The following is a 23,855-nucleotide window of genomic DNA, read 5'->3' on the forward strand; positions in this document are numbered from 1 at the left end:
GATCGATATGGCATTCCAGCTCAAGGATCGCGTTCAGGAAACGACCACGTCCACCGGTACGGGGGCGTTGTCCCTTGCCGGTGCAATGACGGGATTCCGCACATTTTCGTCCGTGTGCGCCAATGCCGATACGTTCTATTACGGGCTGCAAGCCGTAACGGGTACCGGTGTCCCGAGCGGGAACTGGGAGATCGGCATCGGCACATACAACGCCAGCGCGAACACGCTGTCGCGCACCACCGTGCTGGCGTCGAGCAATGGCGGTGCGGTCGTCAATCTTGCCGCAGGTACCGCCCAAGTATGGATGGATTTGCCGGCAGCGCTTCCGGCCAATCTGCCGGTCAGCGCCAAATATTTTGGTGCGAAGGGCAACACCAGGATCGTCAACGATGGCGTCACGACATCGGGGTCCACCGCGTTTTCGTCGGCCTCGGCGGCGTTCACCGCGGCGGACGTCGGCAAGCGTATCGACATTGCGACGACGAACGCCAGCGGCGCTGCAACGCTGGTCGTTTCCACCACGATCGCGGCGTTCGTCAGCGCAACGCAGGTCACACTCGCGAAAGCGGCCAATGCGTCGGCGACAGGGGCGAATGTGGTCTATGGCAATGACGACGGCCCGGCCCTGACGGCCTGGTTGAACTACCTGATGACCATCTGGCCGGTCAAAGGCGACCTGCCTGCCGGGGTCTACTATTCCAGCCTCGCGCTTCCCCCGATCACGAAGCCGATCGCCGTGTTCGGGCATTCGGCCCGCACCTCGATCATCCAGTTCGGCGCGGGGGTCAGCGGCCAATGCCTGACGGTATTGAACGCGGGTTTCAACAATGAAGCGACGGATTTGCCGCAAACCGGCAACGTGTCATGGACGTCCAACATGGCCGTCCTCGCCGGGTGCGTCCTGCGCGACTTTACCCTTCAGGGCAATCGCGCATGCGCATCGCTGCAACATGGGCTGGTGTTGCAGGGCAACGTGGACTGGCTCGACGTCGCTCACGTGAACTGTCTGTATTTTCGCGGCGGCGGCGTGCTGTGGATGGACACCGGCAGCGGATCGACGCAAGCACGCGCCACCGTGCGCGAAGTCAATCTGAACACGATGAAGATCAGACACTGCGGCGACCTGTCGACGAATACGCCCAGTTTCGGCATCTACCTCGATGACAGCCCGGCTGCCCCTACGTCCGATTCATCGAACCTGTTCAACCTGAACAATATCGACATCATCTTCAGTTACGGTACCGCACTGGCCGTGCAGGACCGGCGCACGTCGAATACCGGTGTTTCGCTGTACGGAATCCAAGCGAGAAACATCGTGCTGCACGACCGGATGACCACGATGGGGCTGAGCGGCGGGCGGATGTTCAGCGTCATCGGGCAAGTCACCAACTGCCTGTTCGACATCAACTTCCCGTTGAGCGCACGTAACGACTACGCGGCGGAGATTCTGCCGAACCCGAATTTCAATGTCTATCCCACGGACAATGAATTTACCTTCGCATTTCCGAAGACGGTGAAGGGGGTGACGATCGGGAACATCGGCTACAACACGATCAGGTTCAGGAATTATTTCGGATGCGCCGAGGCGGTATTCATTTCCACCGAGAGTCCGTACAACCTGAGAATCGATTGCGAGACCGACAGCGTGTTTCAGCAGGTCACCTCGGCGCTGGTGTTGACGGGGACGGGCGCCGTCGCGATTCCGGGCTGGTCGTTCGGTACGACGCCGAACCTGTCGATCTTCATGCCGGTCAACGCAGTCAACGGGACCGGCGACACGACGCTGGCGACCATTTTCGGCATTACCGGCACGATCGCGCGTTCCGGAAGCGTCACGGCCGGAACCGACACCTATACGTTTACGCCGTCTTCATCCAGTACCGCGTACATTCCCGCCGGCGAATACTTTTCGAAGATATGTGTCGATGCGTCGCAAGGCAACGGGGTTTCCGGGCGCTACAAATATATTCCCGAGGACCGCTACGGACGCGCGGTCAACAGCGCGTGGGCCAGCGGGCGCCTGCTGCAGATGTGGCCGTGGCAATTCCACGTCGAAAATGCGACGGGGCTGGTCCGTTACAGCTACGGGGTGCCGACGGCCGACAGCGCGGGCAATGCGCTGGCGGTTTGGTCCAACGGCTTCGTCGGCACCAGTTCGACGCCCGGCGTGACCGGCATCAGCAAACTGACGGCGAACTATGCGTCGCCGACGATGCTGACCAACCTGGTCGGCGGGATCGACGGCCAGTCGGTCAGGATCATCGCGACCAACGGCAACTGCACGATCGCGAACAACGCGAACATCCAGACGACGACCGGGGGAAACGTCGTCATGGCGAGCGGGCAGGTCCTGACCTTTACGTTCGACGCGACGCTGAACAAGTGGTGTGGTGGTTAGCAATCCGAGGGCGTGATGGCCTATTGAGAACGTAGCGGTCACCCGCGTACGTCACGCCGTTCGGGCGCTGAAAGTCCGGGCGGGGAGTCGTCTCGTTGATCGTGCATCGTATGGCGACACGCATCGTGTCGCTCACGCGAGGTCGCGGCGTATTCCCGCCCGGATGAATGAAGCGGCGTGCATCACCGGGTGGTGTAGGTCCGGCTCGCACGCCGGCTTGCCCGAGGCCGACACGCGGGCTCACTTGGTGATCAGTGCGCCCGTCAAACCCGCGCTGATCGCCGGCAGCAGCAGATTCAACACGCGGCTGGCCCGGACGAGCCCGGTATTGTCGACATAGACGATGTCCTTCGACGCGAGCGGGAACTGGTTCGCGAGCAGCATCGAAACCGGCGACTTCATGTCGAGTCGATAGACCACGGGATCGCTGTCGTCTGCCTTGCGCAGTACGAAGACCTGTTTGGCATTCGACGTCTGCTGGTTCAGTTGGCCTGCCTGTGCGAGTGCTTCGTTCAGCGTGAGCGAACCGTCACGTTGCGGCGGCACGGCCAGCGGTTTGTTCACCTCACCCATCACGTAGACGGGGTTGTCTTCGCGTGCACTCACGTGGAGCAGGTCGCCTGGCTGCAGCATGATGGCGGCGGGGTTTTTGCCCGTTTGCATCATCCGCGCGACATTCACCGGATACGTCGTTCCATTGCGCGTAATCGTTACACGACTTTGATCCGCGGTCGGTGCAAAGCCGCCGGCACGATTGACCGCTTCGACGAGGGTCATCGGAATGTCGTTGATCGCCTGCGAACCGGGTGCGCGCACTTCACCATCCACATACACCTGCTCCGCGCGGAACGACGCCACGCGAACGGTCACCTGTGGCTTCACGAATACCTTCCTGAGCTCGGCACTGACTTCCCGCTGAACCTGCGCCGCAGTTTTTCCTGCCACGTGGATCGGTCGCGTCATGTATGGAAACTGCACGTTACCGTCGCCATCGATCACGAAACCAGGCGCGGCGTCGGAGGACTTGGTGTTCGGCGTCGGCTGGCCGGCGGCGGTAGCGAATTCGGGGTGATCCCACACGGTGATCTGCAATACGTCGCCAGGACCGAGCTTGTAGCTGCTCGGCTTGCCGAGCAGATTGTCCGGAACGGGCAACGCGGAGTGGCTCTTCTGCTGCGCACGAATCAGCCCGATCAGCGTCAGGTCGATCTGCTTGACCGGAACCTTCATGTCGCTGGTCACGTCACCGTTCTCGTCAGTCGTGACCGGCAATGCAGGCGAGGATGCCATGTGCTGGCCCGGCGCAAAGGCACAGGCGGAAAGCAGGGCGGAAATCGCCAGGTAAAGGGCAGCGCGCATTCGGCGTCCTGTCGGGTTGTTCTGGTCCGGCACTGACGTGTCGAATCGTTGGTGGTTGCTCATGTCGTCATTCAGCATGGTTAAACGAGAAACATTGATGCGACGCACATGCGTGGATACTCGCCGTTTTCCGGGCCGCCGGCGACAGACATGGCGGGCGTTCATCCCCCTGCCCATATGCTGGCCGTCCCGATCAACCGACTGTCGGACGCCTCGACGTCATCGCATGCTGTCGGGTGAGCCGGCCGACCCGAGATTGATTCCCGCATGGATCATGTTGGATGAACCACGGAAAAAAGGATGTGCGTTAGTTCACCAAGCCGCGGATGGCAGGACATATTGGCCGCTCGAGATGCGTGGCTGACGTGGGCCAAAAACAGGGCCAAACCTTGTCGAGCGAATGAGTTCAGGGAGGCCGGGCACGTTGTGTCGAACCGCTCCTCGACGTCGTACGAGACGGGGTGGCAACCCGGAGGTTCGCTTACTCGGAGCTTCTTAATGTAAGGAATCGCACTCAGAAAACCACGCATTTATCGCATAGTGACCTGAACAGGAAAGGGCATTTGTTTCTGTTCGGGACTCGGCGGTGCGGTCGTGCATGCAGGCGGCCGGACGCAGACAAGTGCCTCGCATGATGTGCCGAGAGAATGACCCGGATCGACTGGCGCGACATGCGTGATCAATAGCACGCACGGTGACAGGATGCCCGTCAGAATGGCAATTTGGGAGCGTATGCATGACATTGGATAGGCCTTCATCGAAGCAATCCCGAGACCGGCCGGGAAGTGTTTCTCGCAACGGGGTTGACTTCACGCTGGTCCAGTTGCTGGAAAACGTGTTCGATCACGGGCGTGTTTTCCTGGCCGTTTTCCTGGGATGTTTGCTGCTGGCGCTCGTGTATGCCATTGCGGCAACACCGGTGTACTCCGTGGATACGTTGATCCAGGTCCAGGAAAACAAGCACAGTGCGCTCGGTTCGCTATCCGAAATTTCGAACGCGCTGGATATCGAGAACTCGGCCGTAGTCGGCGAGATCGATATCGCGCGCTCGCGCGCGGTCGTCACCCAGGCCATTGACGCTACCGTCGCGCAGGTGGATGTGTCGGTCCGGAATACGATTCCGCTCGTTGGCGGTTTACTCGGTTCGATATTGCCGAAGGATCGCAATGGCCTCGTCGAGCCGTGGTTCAATACGCCGTTCTGGGCGTGGGGCGGCGAGAGGATCGAGTTCACCAAATTCGACGTTCCGGATGCGCAGCTCGGCAAGAAACTGGAGCTCGACTATCTCGACGGCAATCGCTTCCTGTTGAAGGACAGCAATGATCAAGAGGTGTTGACCGGGAAAGTCGGCCAACCGAGCGAAGCCAACGGATATCGGGTAGAGATATCGCGCATCGTGGCACGCGTCGGTACGGAATTCCGCGTGCGCCGTGTCGCCACGCCGGTGCGACTCGAGGCGGTCCTGAAAAAACTGAACGGCGCGGAAACGAAACGCCAGTCGGGCATCATGCAACTGAGTTTCGAGGACCCCGACCCGGTGTTTGCCGCGCGGCTGCTCAACGCCATTGCCGCCGCCTATCTGGATGCCAAGGCGAAGCGACGCTCGGAGGACGCCGAACACAGTCTGACGTTTCTCGACACGCAATTGCCGCTGGTGAAGAAGCGACTGGAGCAGGCTGAACATGCGTTGAACGAGTTTCGCAATGCGCAGGGGTCGATCGATGCGCAAGGTGATGTGCAACTGCTTATCGACCAGTTGGCCTTGGTCGAAAAGTCACGGCTCGAAGCCAAGCTCGAGTATCAGGATCTGGCGTCGAAGTATGTCGCCGGACAGCCTCAGCTCACCGCGGTAGCCAGCAAGCTGAAGACGCTCGATCAACAGTCGGCGGAATTGAAAAGCAGGGTTGCGCGCTTGCCGTCGCAGCAGCAGACCTATTTGCGTCTGTCACGCGACGTCGATGTCAATAATCAGCTCTATATCGGCTTGATGAACAACGCGCAGCAGCTGCAAATTGCCAAGGCGGGCACGGTCGGCAATGCGTCCGTCATCGACAAGGCCGATGTCAGCGACAAACCGGTTCAGCCGAAGCGCCTGCTCGTCATCGTGCTGGGTGCGGCAATCGGATTGATATTGGGCGTTGCTGCGGCACAAGGCTGCGCGCTGTTTTTCCAGCGCGTCCGGAATCCGGAGCAATTGGAGCAAGTGGCCGGCGTCCCGGTGCTGGGCATTCTCCCGGTCTCGCCCCATCAGGTCGAGGCCGACCTGAAAGACCGGGCAGCGTTCATTGCTGCCAGGGAGTATCCGGATACGCCGCTGACCGAAGCGCTGGACAATCTGGCTCTGTTGCTGCGTTACGGGCCGAGTGCTGAGCAGGGGAAATCAAGGGTCGTTCTGATCACGTCGCCGGAGCCGGCGCAGGGCAGGTCGCTGATCTCCGCCAATCTCGCCTACCTCTTATCGGAAAGCGGTCTCAAAACCTTGCTTGTGCGCACCGATGCGGACGAATCGGGCGGAGATCGACACGTGGCGGTGAAGTACCAGAAAGGATTGTCGGATGTCGTGACCGGTTCGCTGGAACTCGGGAAGGCGATCGTCCACATCCGTGAAAATTTCGATGTGCTGCCTGCCGGAAAACGTGTCGAGCCGTGGCGACACCTGTTCGAAACGAAACGGCTCGAGCCGTTGATCACCGCATGGCGAAGCGAATACGACGTGGTCGTCGTGGATGCGCCGTCGGCGCGCCCGGCGGCGAACGTCGCGATGTTGTCGAGGCTCATGGACGTCACGTTGATGGTGGCGCGACAAGGTTCGGTCAGCTACGCCGGCGTGGTGGATGCGATCCGGAATTTGAATCGGGTCGGCGTGAAGGTAGACGGGCTGGTATTCAACGGCTTTCAGCCTTCACCGTTGCAGTGGAGCCATTACGCGAACGTCCGTCGACATACGAAAGCAGTCAAGTCGCGGATAGAGCCGGGCGACGTCGTACCCAATGCATTTCTGTTCAGGGCATGGGAGCGGGTAAGAAAGGGACTGCTGAGAAATGTTGCCTGATGTCGCTTGCACGAGTCGATTCACTGGTTCATGACGGAAACAAGCGATATGGCGGGATGTTTCAGCGCGCCCGTCACAAGCGCGATGCACGTTGGGGCACCGGCGCAGGTTCGCGCAAGGGCGCAATCATGCGGCGGCCGGCGCGTGCGCAGGCTCGACCGGGGTGCCACCGGTGGAACGAATTTCGGGTTGCAGCATGATAGATAAGACTACGCGAGCGATACCGGACACCGGCCCCATATCCGCAACCGGGGTGACGATATCGACGCTACTCGCGCTTGCATTTGTGATCAACGCGATGATGCCGGCGCTCGGAATGAAAGCGGAGAGCGCCACATGCACGTTGTTGTTGGCAACATCGGGGCTCGTCGTCCTGATCAAGTATCGCCCGGTGTTTGCCGTGACGGTGCTCTATGTGCTCGCGATCGGGCTGACCGCATTTCTTGCCGGCGTGGGACTGGAGGACGGTGGATACCTGCGGGAAACCGATATCTCGGGTGAGGCGACTGGCGCTTTCAGCCGACTCCTTTCGTTCTATCTGATTTTTGTCGTCTGTGCGCTCGTTGCATTCGACCGGTTCCTGGATGAGCGCCCGTCGCACAAGTCGATCAGGGCACGGATTGCATTGCAACCTGTCAGCGTGGCGATGGGGTTCGCACTTGCGGCCGCGATCATCGTGACCGGTGTGCTGGCGGGGTTGACGTCGGGATTCTCGCTGTTTACCGGCATCAACCGGTATGCGTTGCGCAACGACGCGTCGAACGGCGCGATGTTCAATCTGTTCCTGAACAATCAGACCTTCATGGGTTTTTTGCTGGGCACCATCGCCACCAGTTCCAATAAACGCATCCGGTGGTTGGCGATCGTCACGATGGCGGTCGATCTCGGGCTCAACGTGCTGCATGGGGAGCAGTTCATGGCGGTGCTGCATATCGGCCTGTGCTCGCTGGCGCCGTTCATCGCGATTCATGCGATGAACGGCAAACCGGTCGTGCGTTATCTGGGTATCGGTGCGGGACTGGCGTTGTTGCTCGGCACCGTTTCCATCATTTACGCCTACCGGGGGCAGGGGCTGGAAGTGGCCGATGTGATCTCGTCGCGCTTTCTGCTGCAGGGGCAGCCGTGGTACGTGGTGGACGGTGATGCACGCATGTTCGCGGCGCCGGCGCTGGGTGGCGCGGCTGCTTTTTGGCGTTTCGTGAACTCTCTCGCTTCCTGGACGATGCCGACCTTTTTCGACGATTCCCAACCGAGTGGTTTGCGTGACTTGATGGTTTCGTATATGGAGCCTCAGCTCCTCAAGGCCTACATCTTCGACGACGTCACGTTCACGATGGGAAACATGGCGGTGCCGGTGTATTGGTTTGGTTATGCCGGGGGGGCGGCCTTCGTCGCGATGACCGGCGTCGTGTACGGCGCGCTGGCCGCGTTGCAGATCCTGGTCACGATGCGTGGCGGGGTTGTGATGTTGTGGCTGATGGCGAAGGTCTTTTCGTATGCGACCTTTGCCGTTCAGCAAGGCGATTACTGGATGATGTTCGGTTCGCGCACGGCTTTCTATGCGTTGGCCGCGCTGGCCTGGTGGTACGTGATCGACCGGAAGCATTCCGGCGCGAGCTGAGGCGGCATGCGCCTGGGTCGTCGCGCGGAACGAAGGCGATGTCGACGACCGGAACCGTTTCGGTCGATGCGTCGAGCGTGGATGTCGCGTCGCGAACGTACGGGCGATGGATTCGACTTCGATCGCAGCGCCGGAAAGTCGTGACGAGACACCCCGGTTTTTACTATTTCAGCCATGTCCCACTCGAACGATTCGAAGCGATTTCACCATGTCGATGCCATGCGCGCGGTTGCGGTGATACTCGTCATATGGACGCACTATGCCGAGCGATTCGCTCCGCTGGCGGGCTCGCAATACATGCTCGATACGCTGCAGCGCTCCATGAACTTCGGGCGTGTTGGCGTGGTGGTGTTTTTCGCGATCAGCGGCATGCTGATTCCAAGCAGCCTGCACGGGGAGGTTGGTGCGGGAACGAAGCGGTTTCTCGTTCGAAGATTCTTCCGGCTATACCCGGCTTACTGGTTGGCGCTGCCTTTGGGATATTTTGTCCATTGGTATCTGTTCGATAAAAAGATGGATGTCGATGGAATCGTCGCGAACGTGACCATGATGCCCGCCGCATTCGGAGAGAGCCTGATATTGCCGCATGGTTGGACGCTGGAGACAGAACTGGTTTTTTACGGGCTGTGTCTGGTCCTGTTCTGGAGCGGCGTACTTCACCGGATGTTCTGTCTGTGCGTTGTCAGTATCGGATTGACAGGGCTGTTCGTGATGATCGTCGGATTGAAACTCGCTCCGGCCGGTATGCCCAGCGAATACAAGACCATGCCATATCATCTCGGCATCATGTTTTGGGGCGCGTGCTTTCGCCGGGCATACGACACGCCTCTCAAATTGCTGCGCGCGGGATGGCCGTGGAGTGGTGCTCCGGGCCGAATCGCGATCACTTACCGATCGGCGGCAGCCGGCCTGACGGCGGTGATGGCAAGTGTCGCGCTGATGGGGGCGCTCAGCGATTGGCGACATCACAACATGGAGCACTTTCCGACTTCGCTCGCTTACTTCATCGGCATCGTGATGTTCACCGCATTGGCGACGATTCTGAAGCTCCGCATTCGCCTGCTTTCATGGCTCGGCGAGATCAGTTACTCGATCTACTTGCTGCATAGCCTTCCGCTGTTTGCAATGTTCTGGTTGTGCCAGCGTTTCCACATTACTGGTTGGCCGCTCGGTCTCTACATGATCGTACCGATCCTGCCTTTGATTCCGTTGTCTTGGGCCGGCTATCGGTTGTGCGAAGCACCGTTTGTGCAGTTTGCGCGTACGCTCACCGCGCGCCGGAGAAGCAATCTGTTTGCCTCCGGCGAGGCTGATGGCTGACGCTTGATTGGCGCAGATCGGCCCGCGGCACCAGGGCCGGTTGGAAAAGATCAAACGCGGATGGTTCGCGGGAGCGGGAAACGGCGCCCGATATCTTCCGGGGGATGCTGGAGTCGGCATGAAACGGATATCGGTTGGTCCCGGGCGATTGACCGGGAACACGCCCTGTAACGGATTTCACTAGCGTTTATTAAAACAAGGATAAGACCATGACACCTGTCCAGTTTGATGGATGCGTCGGCTGGCTTCACGAGGGCACCCGAACACACGGCATCGTCATTTGCGAGCCGCTCGGTCACGAAGCACTCTGGCTTCACAAACTCGTGCGTTCACTCGCCGAGCATCTTTCGGAGCGCGGCTTTCCTGTGCTGCGCTTTCATTACCCGGCAAGTGGCGATTCGCTCGGCGACGAAAGCGATCCCGGTCGCTTCGGCCAGATGCTCGGTAGCGTTCGATCCGCCGTACACGCGTTGCGAGAGCGCGTCGCGCTGGACCGTCTGACGCTCATCGGGGTGCGTGCCGGCGCGGCCGTGGCGCTTCTCGCCGCGGACGGCATCCCCGGGCTTACGCGTTTCGTCGCGCTTGCGCCCGTCGTGCGCGGTCGCGGCTACCTCCGCGAGCTCTCCGTCGTCGCGCAACATTGGCTCGACAACGCCCCGCCGACCGTGCGAGGCGCGGTTCGCGACGAGAAACCCCTGAACATACTCGGACACACGTACCCCGACGATCTGGTCGACGCGCTTCGGCGTATCGATCTGTTGCAGGCTGCCCGTCAATCGGGCACGTTGCCGGCGCGCGCATTGCTTGTCGATGCACCGTACGGCGACAGTGCGATGCTATCGGACGCGTTGCAGGCACGTGGTGTCGCGGTCAGCGTTCATGCATGCGCGGACTGGGCGGCCGCAATGCGAGAGCCGCACTGGTCGCGGTGGCCGGCGGCATTGCTCGACACGATTGCGGGCTGGTTCGACGACGATCCCGAGCCGGCCGTCAACGCGCCCGCGCGATGCCTCGACCCCGGCGTGGTACTCACGGGAAAAGGGAGCGTCGAACGAATCGTTCGCGTGGGACCCCAGCAACTGGTCGGGGTGCTGTGCGAGCCGACCGACGACATCATGCGGGCCGCCGCGCCAACGCTCCTGATCACGAATACGGCGGCCAATTCGCGCGTCGCGGACGGACGTTTCGCCGTCCGGCTGGCCCGGTCGCTCGCCGCGCAAGGCATCTGCAGCCTGCGGATTGATGCGAGCGGAATCGGCGACAGCGGCACGCATGCGCGTGACGATCAATCGGACATCCCGTATTCGGATCAGGTGATCACCGACATGGTTTCGGCGGCAGAGTGGCTGAAAGAGGCCGGGCATCACAAGGTTGTCACATTCGGGATTTGCTCCGGCGCGTACACGTCGCTTCATGCCGCGTCGAGCGGGCAGCTTGCCGGCGCGATCGCGATCAATCTCCCGGTTTTCGTGTGGCCTCGCGGAGAGACGCTCGCGAACGTGATCAAGAATCAGACGAATTCGATGCGAGGCTATCTGGCATCGTTGCGCAGTATTGGAAAGTGGCGTCGCCTGCTGCGCAGTGGTCGTGATCTGCGTCCGGTTCTGCGCGGATTAACGCGCTTCGTCGCAGATTTCATGTGGGTGCCGGTCATGCGTGCCGCGGAACGGGTCGGGTGGTGCCCGGGCAAGGATACGCCGCGAGGATTGCTGCGCGACATGTCGGCGCGCGGCATTCGCACCCATCTGATTTACGGCACGTTCGATCCCGGTGTCGATACGCTGGTACGGCATTTTGGTCCCGCTTCGCGTGCGTTTGCCCGTTTGCCGAACATGTCGGTCGATCTGCGGGATGCCGTCGATCATTCATTGTACGGCACTGCCGCCGCGCAATATGTCATCGACCGGTGTACTGGGCTGCTTGCCGGTTGGCGGGCACCGGCGGAACTGGCGGCAACGGAGAAGACGAAACGTGTGATGGCGTCGCATTCACGCAAGCGGCGCACCGAATCGACACTCTAGGTCGCAGCGGTACCGTTGCCGCCGGGCAGGTAGGGTGAACCGGTTCTGAGTGACCATGCGAACAGATTCGCCGTTTCCGGTACGTTATCGTAGCGACGTAGTGTTTCACAGGGCCACTCGCCAGACGCACGTAGCGCCGTGGCTCCGCTCAGGAATGCCGATGAAACGAACTTGCCACGACTGCCGGAAATTGCGTAAATTTTACTGTTTGCAAGCGGTCTGTGATATTGCGCAGATCGCGTCTCGACGCGAAGACGATGACGGGGCGTTGAACTTCGGGCCTGATGCACGTCGAGGCCCGGCGTGATGCGCGTGTTGGTCATCAACGACTTCGTTCGAAAGGGAGGCGCGGAGGAGGTATACCGAATGTCCGTCGACGTGCTGCGCGCACGCAATGACGTGTCGGTCGAAACCTTCGACGAGCATGCGCTGCCCGGGGACGAAAATATTCGGCGCGCCCGTGTGTGGTCGCGTGCGACTGCGCATGCGCTCGGCGCGCTGCTCGACCGGTTTCGGCCACAACGCATTCTCGTACACAATTATCACAATCGCCTGTCGAGCGCGATCCTGCCCGTGCTTGCCCGCTACAAGCGGCGCTCGGGGTGTAGCCTTTACATGACGGCGCACGACTACCATCTCGTGTTCTACAATCCGAGCCTGCAGATCTATTCCGGCGGGCAGACGAAGCCGTTGTCGCTCGACCAGCTGCACGGCGTCCGGCGCTTCGTCTCTGTCGCCAGTCCGCACGGCATTCTCCACGACGTCGTGAAGAAGTTGCATTGGCACACGGTCAATGCGCTTTTCGACCCGCTCGGCCTGTTCGACGAAATCCTGTGTCCAAGCCCGTTCATGCGCGACCTGATCGCGCGATTCGGGCGCACCCGCGCCACGCTGCTATCGAATCCGATCGACGCGGCATTGGTTCCCCGCGCACCGAAACCGGCGCAGCGCGCGCGTCTGGATCTGGCGTTCGTCGGTCGTATCGAAGAGGACAAGGGCCTGGCGCCGTTTCTCGCGCTGATGGCCGATTCCGCCGGTGAAGCGATTGCATCGCTTACCGTTTATGGCGAAGGATCGGAGCGCGCTCGTCTCCAGGAATGCCACGCCGGCCTCGTCAAGGACGGAAGGCTGCGCTTTGCCGGCCGTCTCGACCATGCCGCGCTGTTCGCCGAGCTGCCGACGCACGACGCGCTTGTGCTTCCGTCGATCTGGGTGGAAAACGCCCCCCTCGTGATAGTCGAGGCCGCGGTCCTGGGCCTGCCGGTACTGGTGAACGACATCGGAAGTTTGTCGACGTTTGGCGACGAGATCGGCAACAAGATCCTCTATCGCAACACCCCCGAAGCGTTCTCGCGGGCAATCGACGCGCTACGCGCCCACCTCGACGACGGCACACGTCGCTACGACTGGTCGCGTTACTCGGTCGATTGCTACGCGTCGTCTCTGTATGCTGCACTCGGCATCGACCAGCATGCACCGCGCGTGCATGCCTGTTGACAGGCGATGCACTGTCCATTTTCAGTCAAGAAAGCACGATGACCGCCGTTCGAAAAAACTTCGCCATGTTGTTTGCGTTGCAGATCTCGACGTACGTCGTGCCGCTCGTCACGCTGCCGCTCTTGACCCGTGTGCTCGGCCCTCAACAGTACGGTCGGCTGTCGTTCGTGCTCGCGGTGACCACGTATTTCATCAATCTGGTGAATTACAGCTTCGACCTGACGGCAACGCCGCGTGTCGCGCTTGCGCGCGACAAGGTCGAGCGATCGAGCATTTTCTGGACGACCATCAGCGCGCAGTGGCTGATAACCGTCGCGGGCTTCGCAGTCCTCGTTGCGATGACATCATTGATTCCGTACTTCGAGGCCGAGCGCACGGCGCTGCTGCTCGAATTCGGGATGGCAATCGGCGCCGCGCTCACGCCAGGCTGGTACTTTCAGGGCATTCAGAAACTGAGCGTGTTCAGCATGACGGTGGTCGGATATCGCGCACTTAGCGTCGCCGCCTTCTTCCTGTGGGTTCGCACCCCGGACGATATCCTGTACGCGGTCGCCATCAACGCGGCCGTACCATTGCTCTGCGGAGTCACCTTGCTTGCTTACCTGTTTTTTTGCCGTGAGATCGCGCGTGTCCGCGTGCGGTTCGCCGATATTACCGAAGCGTTGAAAGGCGGCACGCAGGTGTTCCTCGCGTCGACGTCGATCTCGTTCTACGCATCGACCAACACCGTCCTGCTGAGTATCGTTTCCGGTCATGTCGCCGCAGGCTATTTTGCCGCCGGCGACAAGCTGATCCGTGCCGCTGTCGGCATGCTGCAGCCGCTGAGGGCAACGACATACCCGCATATCACTTACCTGATGCATAACGCACGTGACGAAGCATTTGCGTTCCTGCGCAAGCTGATTGTCGTGCAGGGCGCGCTCGTGCTCGCAATGTCGGCAACGATCTACGAGTTCGCGCCGCTCGCCGTCCGGATCCTGTACGGAACCACGTTCGAGCCGACAGTCGCCGTGCTGCGTTGTCTCGCCCTGGTACCGTTCATGGCATGCATGACCGATCTCTTTGGCGTTCAAACGATGCTGCCGCTGGGCATGAAGCGTGTCTTCAGCACCATTCTGATCTCGTCCGGCTTGCTGAACGTCACGATACTGCCGCCGCTTGCGTCGCTGTTTGCGGAGCGTGGGGCGGCGATTGCCGTCTTGATGGTCGAAACGACGGTAGCCGTCGTACTCATGTACGTGCTTTTCCGCGAACGGGTTGGCCTGATCAACATGCCGGCGAGATCGAGGTAACGCGGTTCGCGAGGCGACAGGTTGCGCTGCCGTCACGACGATTGCGAGGCAGGGCGACGGTGCGTGTCTTGATTGCGACGACCGCAGGCGCGAGCGCGGCGGGGTATGACGCGGCTCGCGGCCTCGGTCATGGCGACGACTTGTGTCGATCGCCTACAGCCTTTCGAATATTTCCGTCATCATTTTTGCGCTTTTGCTCCAGCAATATTTTTCCGCGTGATGGATTCCCTTCCGCTTGAGCTCGGCTCTGAGATCGTCGGAATCCAGCAGGCGCCGCAATTTTTCCGCAATATCGTCCTGCGAATATGGATCGCAGTACAGCGTCGCATCGGAGCAGACCTCCGGTAGCGCCGCGGCTTTTCCGACGATCGTCGGACAGCCGTATCGCATCGCTTCAAGGGGCGGAATACCGAAACCTTCGTAAATTGACGGATACAGGAAGCAAACCGCATTTTGATACAGCGCCTTCAGTTGCTCGTCGCTGATGTAGCCGACGTACTTGATGTTCGGTTCTGCCGCCGCTACATGATCCTGGTTGCCAAACACGGTCGTGTTTCTCATCCCGACGATGACGAGATCGACCGACGGATCGTCGAGTTGCCGAAATGCCGCGATGAGCCGGCCGAAGTTCTTGGTGGGATTCATGCTGCTGACCGCGAGCACGAACCGGTTCGGCGTCAGCGAATGTGCGTCGAGCACGCTCGCGTCGGGCTCCAGCGAGTCGAGGTGATCCGCCCCGAGCGGAACGACGCTGATTTTCTCGGTGGAGATACCGCAGTGGTACGCGAGGCGATCCCGTGAAAAACGGGAATTGGTCAGCACGCAAGCGGAGGTTCTCGCCAGGATCCAGAACATGATCCGGTACCACATCCGAAACGACCGCGAAAAATGTGCAGGCGTGTCGAATACCGCCGCATCATGCATGTAGATGATCTGGTTGCGGATGAAAATGGACGCCGAATTGCCGAGATTGACGAGGCGCCCGGAGCGGGCGAAAAACGGCAGGACCAGTTGCTCCCAGACGACGCCTTTGTGAATGCCGACCTTGACGGTCCGCGCTCCATTCACCTCGACGCCAGGCTGGGGAGGCATAAGGAGGGTCACCGGGTCTTGCGGCTGAAACTTGATGAGCGCGGCGATCAGCTCGCGCGCCACTCGTTGCACTCCGGTCGTCTTCTGTGTCGTAAATCGACCGTTGTAAAGGAGCTGTTTCGGTTTTTTGAAAGCGGTCATGTCCATCATTGCATATCGAATTCAGAATCGGGCCTTGATGTGATCCAGGGCAACCGGTTCGAAACCGCGAGTACCGGCGTGAGACTCGACGGTATCCAGACCGTACAAGGCGTGCCACTGCCGGAAGACCGTGTTCATCGAAAACCTTTGAACCGCCCGCGTTCGGGCCGCGGCACCCATTTTTTCGCGAAGTTGCCGGTCGTCGCGCAGCTTGGTCAGATACGCGGCCATCTCGTCGACGCTTGACGCGACATATCCGGTCACGCCGTGAACCACCACATCGCGATTGCCGACGACGTCCGTCACCACGGCCGGGATGCCCGCAACCTGGGCCTCGATCAATGCGACCGGCATGCCTTCCCAGCGAGAGGTCTGGACATAGATGTCCAGTCCCGACGTGAGTGCCAGCGCGTGCGCGCGAGTCACCCAGCCGCTGCAGATGACGGCCTTGCCCTGGCGCGGATCCGGAATCTCGTTGGCGTCGCCGCCGATCCAGAGGAAGTCGACGTCGGCGCGCCGCAGTTTGGCGGCGAGTTCGACGAATGCATGATGGTTCTTCTGAAACGATGCCCGACCGCTCATTCCGATCACGGTTTTGCCATCGTCTCGTGTTCGGCGGGGCAGGATCTCGGCAACATCGACACCGTTTTCCACGAGGACGGCCGATTTGGCGCGGACCTTTTCCTTGATCTCGCCGAGTTCGCTGCCCGAGCAAGCGACAATGGTGCCGCCGATATGCGCGGCGATGCGTTCGAAGTTCAGATAGGCGCTTTGCCGCATGCGCGAAATGTCGAAGCGCAGGAATGAAAGCCCGTGAGGCGAATAGAGGACCCTGGCATCGGGGGCGGCAATCCTCGAAGCGAGACGCCCCAGCACACCGGCCTTCGACGAATGCAGATGAATCGCGGCCGGTCTGCAGTCGCGAAGAATCCTGACCAGCGCGCGTACGCTCAGCAGATCCTGCCGGATGCTGACCTCGCGAGTCATGTCGACGTGGATCAGCTTCACGTCAGGCCGAAACAGCGTCGAGAAATCGGCCGGTGTTTCCGGTCGAATCGAGTGCAGTACCGTTACGTCGATGCCGGCCGCCGCGGCATGGTTGGCAAGCTGGGTCAACATCGACAGCACGCCGCCACCGAACGCCTCGGCGATATGAACGATCTTTTTTGTGGTCATCTTTCGGCCTGTCGGTTCGATCGCGTTTTTCATCGCTCGTCGTGAAAGTGGTTGGACGGCGGATTGTCAAATTGCCGACGGTTGCGCAGATGCAATGCCATGCCGACGCGATATGGATTCCTAATTTGTGAATCCATGAAGATCGAGAACATTGAATCCGTCGCGCCGGGGCCAAAGGTGCGTGATCCACTGGCGCCGCAGGTGGCGTCGACGCAGGTTGAGATCGGGCCACAGCCACGCGAGATCACGCGACCGAAAGTACCTGCCGTGGCGTACATCCGGTGCTTGAGTCATTGTGCAGCGCATGCGCGACGCGCTGGGTGCGATGGCTTACCGACGGAGGGATTAGTCGATCGCGGCTGCTGTCTGACGACATTCGTCGAGCGATTTGTCGTGCGGGTATTCGCGCGATGTACGCGTAACGCTTCGTGGAATGGCGCCGCACCACGTCGAGCTGGTGCCGGATATCTTGGTGTGCTGACGCACCGAGGGCCGCCCGGATCGAATGGTCCAATGGAAGGCGCCGTTCCGTTCGTTTCAACGGAGTCGCCGGTCTGCGCGGCGCTCGACGGTTGGCCGGAATACAGCCGGTTGCCATCGCCGGGAGCGATCGATGTCCAGGCAGCCGGCATGAATCATGTCTACCGCGAAAGCGGTTGTTCGAGCGCGCGTGCCAGCGCCGTGCGCCAGATTGTTCGAGGGAACGGATTCACTATGCGTGCTTCACGATGCCTGTCTCGCGTATGCGCCGTGATCGCCGGCATGTTCATGGCTGGTGGGTTGTGGTGGCCTGGGTGCGCCGTGGCGGCGCCCGGCGTGTCCACAGCAGGTACACGGCATGAGGAGGTGCCGGATGCGTACGTTTATCCCGCTTCCGGCTCGGCCGATCAGGCGGATGAGTTGCAACGCGTGCTGGATGGCTTGCGTCCCGGGCAGCGACTGGTGTTCGCGCCTGGGCGGTATGTGGTCGGCCGTTCGTTGATCGTGCGGCGGCCGCATGTCGTGTTGTCGGGGTACGGCGCGACGCTGACGGCGACCAGGCCGGGTGACCAGACGATCGAGATGCGGGGCGACGGTACGACGCTGGTGGGATTCCGGCTCAAGGGCACCGGCACGACGCGTCTCGCGTCGCGGGAGTCGACCAAGGTCGAGGTCACGGGGCACGACGTGCAGGTGCTCGACAACGTCGTCGAAGGCGGTGCCAGCGCCGGCATTTTCGTGTTTAGCGGCACGGGCGTCGCGATCGTCGGAAACGAGGTACTGTCGACGCTTGCCGACGGCATTCACATGACGCATGGTGCGCGCGACGTGCTGGTTCAAGGCAATGTCGTGCGTGACACCGGTGACGACATGATTGCCGTGGTGAGCTACCGCGGCGACGGGGTGCTGAGCCGCAACGTGCTGATCACGCGTAACTCGCTCGAAGGCAACACGTGGGGGCGCGGAATTACGGTGGTCGGTGGCGCGGACGTGACGATCTCGAACAACATCGTACGCAACGTACAGGTGAGCGCGGGGATTCTCGTCGCACAGGAGGACAGCTTCCAAACCTACGGCGCGTCCGGTGTCCGGATTGAGAATAATGTGATTGCGAACATCCAGACGGCGACCGGCCGGACCGATCCCCGCCCGCTCACGCAGCAGGGCGCGATAGAGGTCAGCACGTGGTCCGGCGCGGTGACGCAAGTGGCCGTGGTCGGCAATCGCGTATCGCAAGCACGCTTCGACGGCATTCGCCTGTGGGGGAACGTGTCCGGGGTCCGGCTCGCAGACAATCAACTGTCGGGGATCGGCGGCATGCCGGTACGGGTTGGCCCGAAGCACGATTGCGTGGTCGACTCCCCGACATCCGGGCCGTGTGCGATGACGCTTCAATCCCGCTCGGTCGCGCCTGACGTAGTCGGTGCGGATACGTCGTTGCTCCCGCGCGTACGCGAACTCGTCGGGCAGCCTCGTTGATTCCCGGCGCCGCCGGTCGACGGCGGAACGCGCGTCGCGAACGACGTCGACCGCTATCGGGTTCGCATGCGACGCGGGCGGCGCGTCGTGTCCGCTATGTCTGTTGGGCCGGCAGTGCCTCGACCGTCCGCCCATACTGATCCTCGAAGCGAACGATATCGTCCTCGCCGAGATAGTTGCCCGACTGCACCTCGATGATTTCGAGCGGAATCCGGCCGGGATTCTCGAGTCGATGCACTTCGCCGACGGCGATGTACGTCGATTCGTTCTCGCCGAGCAGGAATGTTTCAGTGCCGCGCGTCACCTTCGCGGTGCCGCGCACGACGATCCAGTGCTCGGCGCGGTGATAGTGCATCTGCAACGACAGCCGCTTGCCGGGTTCGACCACGATCCGCTTCACCTGGAAGCGCTCGCCGAAATCGATCGAATCGTAGTGGCCCCACGGCCGCTGCACCTTGCGATGCTCGCTCGCCTGTGGTCGCTGGTCGGTCTTCAGGCGCGCGACGATGTTCTTCACACGCTGCACGTCGTGCTTGTTCGCGACCAGCACCGCGTCGGCCGTCTCGATCACGACGACGTCCTTCATCCCGACGCATGCGATGAGGCGGCCTTCCGAGCGCACGAGGCTGTCCTGCGTATCCTCGAACACGATCGGGCCGCGCGCGACGTTGCCGTCGTCGTCCTTCGGCATGATTTCCCAGATCGCGTCCCACGTGCCGACGTCCGACCAGCCGGCCGCGAGCGGCACCACGATGCCTTCGATGCCGAGTTCGCCATGCTCCGCGAGGCGCTCCATCACCGCATAGTCGATCGAATCCGATGGGCACGCGTCGAAGGCCGCCGCATCGATCCGGAAGAACGGATCGTCGGCGACACCCGCGCGCCACGCGGTCTCGCAGGCCGCGTGGATGTCCGGCGCGAGCGCACCGATCGCCTTCAGCCAGACCGATGCGCGCGTGACGAAGATCCCGCTGTTCCACCAGTAGTCGCCCGATTGCAGGTAACGCTCGGCGAGCGTCGCGTCGGGTTTTTCGACGAAACGCCCGATCGCGTAGCCGCCCTGGCTGCCGTGGCGGCCGGAGCGCGGCTCGCCGACCTGGATGTAGCCGTAGCCCGTTTCCGCGCGACGCGGCAGCACGCCGAGCGTGACGATCGCGCCTTCCTGCGCGTAGCGCGCCGCGCGCGCGACCGCATCCTGGAACGCGCCGTCATCGACGATCACGTGGTCGGCCGGCATCACGGCGAGCACGGGATCGTCCGCGAGCGCGCTCGCGTCGAACGCGGCCAGCGTCAGCGCGGGCGCGGTGTTGCGCGCGGCAGGCTCCAGCAGGATGCGGGCGGGCGCCGAGCGACCGTGCACCTGCTCGGCGCTCATGAAGCGATGCTGTTCGCCGCATACCAGCAGCAGCGTATCGCCGAGCGACGCGTTCGCGATGCCGTTCAGGCGGCGCGCGGTTGCCGACAGCGGCGATTCGTTCGAGACCAGCTCGATCAGCTGCTTCGGATACTGTTCGCGCGACAGCGGCCACAGCCGCGTGCCGGAGCCGCCGGCGAGAATCACCGGCAGGATGCTCGGCAGATCGGGCTCGGGAACCGGATGAAGGGTGCGGGTCATCGGTTCGCTCCGGTATCGGCGGGTAGCCGGGTGTGAGCGCGGCCGTCGGCGCGCGAGTCGTCGCTGCGCGAGACCGAAACGGCCCGCGACAGCAGGTGACGCAGCGCGCCGGCGGCGCGGTCGGCCGACCGGACCAGGCCGACGAACGGCGCACCCTGTTCGAGATACGGGCCGTAGGCCTTGCGGAATCCGAACCGTTTGTAGAACGCCTGACGCGGCGCAGGGACGTGCGTGCGCACCGCGGTGTCCGGCCATGCGGCCTGCGCGGCGGTGAGCGCGCGCCCGATCAGCCGCTCGAGCGTGTCGTCGTCGCGGCAGCTTTCGCTCGTCAGCACCTTGTCGATCACGACGTCAGGATCGATGTCGTCGCCTGGCAGGATGCGCGCGTACGCGGCGACTTCCGTCGTGTCGCCGTCGTGCACGCTCGCGAAGACGTGCAGCGCGCCCGCGTCCTTGCCGTCGATGTCGAGATGCGTGTGGGCATCCTCGACCACCAGCACGGCGTTGCGCGCGCGCAGGATTGCATAGAGATCGACGGCGCTCAGATGTTCGAATTCACAACAATGCCATTCCATGATGCTGTCCTCGCGTGATGCCTTCGGCACGTCGCGCCGCACGGACGCGATCGTTCCGTGCGGCGCGGCGATCTTCATCATCCGGAAGCACGGTCCGGCGGTCTGTTCGAAAGCCTACTCACGCTCCGGATTCGCACGCCGGGCGCGGGATGCGAGGCGATGTTCGCGACGCGCGAGCGTCGCAATGTGCGGTAGCACACACCGTCGGGGCCGGTGCCTTTTCATAATTGATTCATCGTGGCGGCGTGCAGCGAAGCGCGGCCGGAGGACATCGCGCACGAACCGGGCGCGGGGCGCGGGACCGACGATTGCGAGTTCACGATGGGCGCTCGTGCATGACGGCGCCGGGCACCGGTTCGTCGTCGATTGCCTCGCGCAGGCCGGTTCATGAGGCCTCGCGGCGTTTCATTTGGAATCGTGCGCACCTGCGCGGTGCACACGTCCGGCCGGCGGTATGCTGCCGGTTGCGCGCATGTATGGCTGTCGCGATCTGCGGTGCGTCTGCTTCCGTTCGAACCGCGCGGGTCATCCGGTCTGGCGAGAAAGGATGGCCATCATGCTGCACCGCACGACGCGCGTGCCGGCGCGCGGCATTCACGCCGGTCGGCGGGAATTCGCCGAAAAGCGCCGGCGCGGCGCGACGCCGCTGATTACGACGTGTAACGGCCGGGCGGTCCGTGCGCGGCCGGAAGGCGGAGCGGCTACCCGGCGGTGCGCGCGATTATGCGATCCGGGAAGCACGGTACCGCGGTTTTGGGGAGATTTCGATGGAAATCGCGCGCAATCGACGGAATCAATCTTGCAGAAAAGTAGTATTTGCCACTGATTGACGGGAATGGTCAGAGATAATCAAATCTCAGTGGTCAAACGCGCGGAGCGCGCGGCCACGGGCAGCGTAACCGACTGATTCAGGTTTATCTTTTGGTAACAAGGTCATCTCGAAACGGGGTGTAAATTCAGGTGCGGATGAAATGGGGCGGTCAATCCGGCGCGGTTTTGGCGGCCCTCCGGTTCAGCATCGGGCGCGACTGTCGTGTACGACGCGACGCACATGCGGACGGAATTTCCGTTTGCCGACGTGCCCCGCCTGACGGCGGGTCGCTTCAAAGCCGGAATGTTGTGGCTCCCGCAGCCGCGCATTCCGTTCGAGTTCGATGACAACGAGGCCGGATGACATCCGGCTCGACCTCCGGGGGTTCTCGCCGTGTGCAGTTTCGATCTTCGCCAAAGCTGCGGAAACGCAGCGCGGAAAGGCGGCCATGCGCCGCCGGCCGCAGCGCACGCGAACGGTTCGCGGAGTGCAGAAAGTGATGGTTCGTTATGAATATGCCAATAACGCGCGATAAGAGCGCCGGCGCGGGGAGCGGTAACGGGCAGCGTCCGCTGATTTACTGGACGCAATCGCCGTCCGTGATGCTGCGAAAGGAATTGTCGCGCCGCGACTGGAAAGTGTCGGTCGTCGCCCATGCGAGCGAGCTGCGCGACACGTCCGGCGAAATTACGTGCGGCATTCTCGATCTGAGCGGCGGCCACGCCGATGCGATCGGCAGCATCGCGTCGACCTGCGCGTCGATGCGCGACGTCGTCTGGGTGGCGCTCGTGGATGTCGGCCAGACCGCGTCGCCGAACGTGCGGGCGCTGTTGCGCGACTACTGTTTCGATTACGTGACATTGCCGGCGTCGCATCAGCGGATCGCCGATACGGTCGGCCATGCCTACGGCATGGAATGCCTGTTCGCGCGTGATCGCGAACAGCTCGAATCGGAGGAAAAGGGCATCGTGGGCACCTGCAGCGCGATGCTGCGGCTGTTCGATACGGTGCGGCGTTTCGCGCGCACCGACGCACCGGTGTTCGTGTTCGGCGAAACGGGAACCGGCAAGGAACTGACGGCGCTGGCGATCCACCGCCATTCGGAGCGGCGCAACGGCCCGTTCGTCGCGGTCAACTGCGGTGCGATTCCGCCGCACCTGCTGCAATCGGAACTGTTCGGCTACGAGCGTGGCGCGTTTACCGGCGCGAACGCGCGCAAGATCGGCTACGTCGAAGCCGCGAACGGCGGCACGCTGCTGCTCGACGAGATCGGCGACCTGCCGCACGAAAGCCAGGCGAGCCTGCTGCGGTTTCTGCAGGAGCGTTCGATTCACCGTCTTGGCGGCAGCGACCCGGTGCCGGTCGACGTCCGGATCGTGTCGGCGACGCACGTCGACCTGCGCGATGCGATGGAGGAAGGGCGTTTTCGCGCCGACCTGTTCCACCGTCTGTGCGTGATGCGCATCGACCAGCCGCCGCTGCGGGCACGCGGCAAGGACATCGAATTGCTCGCGCACCACATGCTCGAACGCTTTCGCGGCGATGCGCGCCATCGCGTGCGCGGGTTTTCGACGGATGCGATCACGGCGCTCTACAAGCACGACTGGCCGGGCAATGTCCGCGAGCTGATCAACCGCGTGCGCCGGGCGGTCGTGATGACAGAAGGGCGCCTGATCACCGCGCAGGATCTCGAGCTCGAATACTGTCTCGACGCGGCGTCGCCGTCGGTGGCCGACATCCGCAAGTCGATCGAGCGCGAGGCGATCGAAACCGCGTTGCTGCGCACGCGTGGGCGCGTCGCCGCTTCGGCGCGCGAACTCGGCGTGTCGCGCGCGACGCTGTATCGCTGGATGGAGGCGTACGGTATCGAGCGACCGCGCGGCACCGGCTCGTCCGACTGAGGCGCGGCACTGACACGGAGCGGCA

The 23,855-nt window shown here is 62.2% G+C and carries 14 protein-coding genes; 9 read left to right on the top strand and 5 right to left on the bottom strand.

Annotated features, from left to right (window positions below; all coding sequences use genetic code 11):
• Nucleotides 1–7 precede the first annotated feature (7 nt).
• Nucleotides 8–2,398, top strand: a complete 2,391-nt coding sequence (locus KU887_RS18165; protein WP_258256994.1) for a hypothetical protein — start codon at nt 8–10, stop codon at nt 2,396–2,398.
• Nucleotides 2,399–2,638: 240 nt separating this feature from the next.
• On the opposite strand, the gene KU887_RS18170 is transcribed toward KU887_RS18165, so the two are convergent.
• Nucleotides 2,639–3,820, bottom strand: coding sequence for a polysaccharide biosynthesis/export family protein (locus tag KU887_RS18170; protein ID WP_012493286.1), 1,182 nt, complete (start codon nt 3,818–3,820; stop codon nt 2,639–2,641).
• 673 nt (nt 3,821–4,493) lie between these two features.
• Here KU887_RS18170 and KU887_RS18175 point away from each other — a divergent pair.
• From KU887_RS18175 to KU887_RS18200, 6 genes are all read left to right on the top strand, one after another.
• Complete coding sequence (locus KU887_RS18175; RefSeq protein ID WP_258256995.1) at nt 4,494–6,809, top strand: GNVR domain-containing protein; 2,316 nt, start codon at nt 4,494–4,496, stop codon at nt 6,807–6,809.
• Between the two features lie 196 nt (nt 6,810–7,005).
• A complete protein-coding gene (locus KU887_RS18180; protein ID WP_258256999.1) occupies nt 7,006–8,430 on the top strand; it encodes a DUF6418 domain-containing protein in 1,425 nt (474 codons plus the stop codon).
• 174 nt (nt 8,431–8,604) lie between these two features.
• Nucleotides 8,605–9,750: an acyltransferase gene (locus tag KU887_RS18185; RefSeq protein WP_080330950.1), complete on the top strand. Its 1,146-nt coding sequence runs from the start codon at nt 8,605–8,607 to the stop codon at nt 9,748–9,750.
• Nucleotides 9,751–9,959: 209 nt separating this feature from the next.
• Nucleotides 9,960–11,771, top strand: coding sequence for an alpha/beta hydrolase (locus KU887_RS18190; protein WP_212137742.1), 1,812 nt, complete (start codon nt 9,960–9,962; stop codon nt 11,769–11,771).
• 306 nt (nt 11,772–12,077) lie between these two features.
• Nucleotides 12,078–13,268, top strand: a complete 1,191-nt coding sequence (locus KU887_RS18195; RefSeq protein ID WP_258257003.1) for a glycosyltransferase family 4 protein — start codon at nt 12,078–12,080, stop codon at nt 13,266–13,268.
• A gap of 38 nt (nt 13,269–13,306) precedes the next feature.
• A complete protein-coding gene (locus KU887_RS18200; protein WP_253566768.1) occupies nt 13,307–14,560 on the top strand; it encodes an oligosaccharide flippase family protein in 1,254 nt (417 codons plus the stop codon).
• A 153-nt stretch (nt 14,561–14,713) separates the two neighbouring features.
• Here KU887_RS18200 and KU887_RS18205 read toward each other — a convergent pair whose 3' ends face one another.
• Both KU887_RS18205 and KU887_RS18210 read right to left on the bottom strand, forming a co-directional pair.
• On the bottom strand, nt 14,714–15,793 hold the full coding sequence (locus tag KU887_RS18205; protein ID WP_006490756.1) for a glycosyltransferase family 1 protein: 1,080 nt from the start codon (nt 15,791–15,793) through the stop codon (nt 14,714–14,716).
• 21 nt (nt 15,794–15,814) lie between these two features.
• A complete protein-coding gene (locus tag KU887_RS18210; RefSeq protein ID WP_034202427.1) occupies nt 15,815–16,969 on the bottom strand; it encodes a glycosyltransferase in 1,155 nt (384 codons plus the stop codon).
• 513 nt (nt 16,970–17,482) lie between these two features.
• Between KU887_RS18210 and KU887_RS18215 the strand changes: the two genes are divergently transcribed.
• Entirely contained in the window at nt 17,483–18,928 is a 1,446-nt protein-coding gene (locus KU887_RS18215) for a right-handed parallel beta-helix repeat-containing protein (RefSeq protein WP_375167908.1), read from the top strand.
• 94 nt (nt 18,929–19,022) lie between these two features.
• Here the strand turns inward: KU887_RS18215 and KU887_RS18220 are convergent, their stop codons facing one another.
• Nucleotides 19,023–20,543, bottom strand: a complete 1,521-nt coding sequence (locus KU887_RS18220) for a mannose-1-phosphate guanylyltransferase/mannose-6-phosphate isomerase (protein WP_006494995.1) — start codon at nt 20,541–20,543, stop codon at nt 19,023–19,025.
• On the bottom strand, nt 20,540–21,118 hold the full coding sequence (locus KU887_RS18225; protein WP_043204796.1) for a drug:proton antiporter: 579 nt from the start codon (nt 21,116–21,118) through the stop codon (nt 20,540–20,542). The genes KU887_RS18220 and KU887_RS18225 overlap by 4 nt, the downstream gene beginning before the upstream one ends.
• Nucleotides 21,119–22,438: 1,320 nt before the next feature.
• Between KU887_RS18225 and KU887_RS18230 the strand changes: the two genes are divergently transcribed.
• Nucleotides 22,439–23,830 (top strand): sigma-54 dependent transcriptional regulator, encoded by a 1,392-nt coding sequence (locus KU887_RS18230; protein WP_012493293.1) that lies wholly within the window; start codon nt 22,439–22,441, stop codon nt 23,828–23,830.
• Nucleotides 23,831–23,855 lie beyond the last annotated feature (25 nt).

This window comes from Burkholderia sp. EMB26 (genome assembly GCF_024730645.1).
Lineage (GTDB): Bacteria > Pseudomonadota > Gammaproteobacteria > Burkholderiales > Burkholderiaceae > Burkholderia > Burkholderia cenocepacia.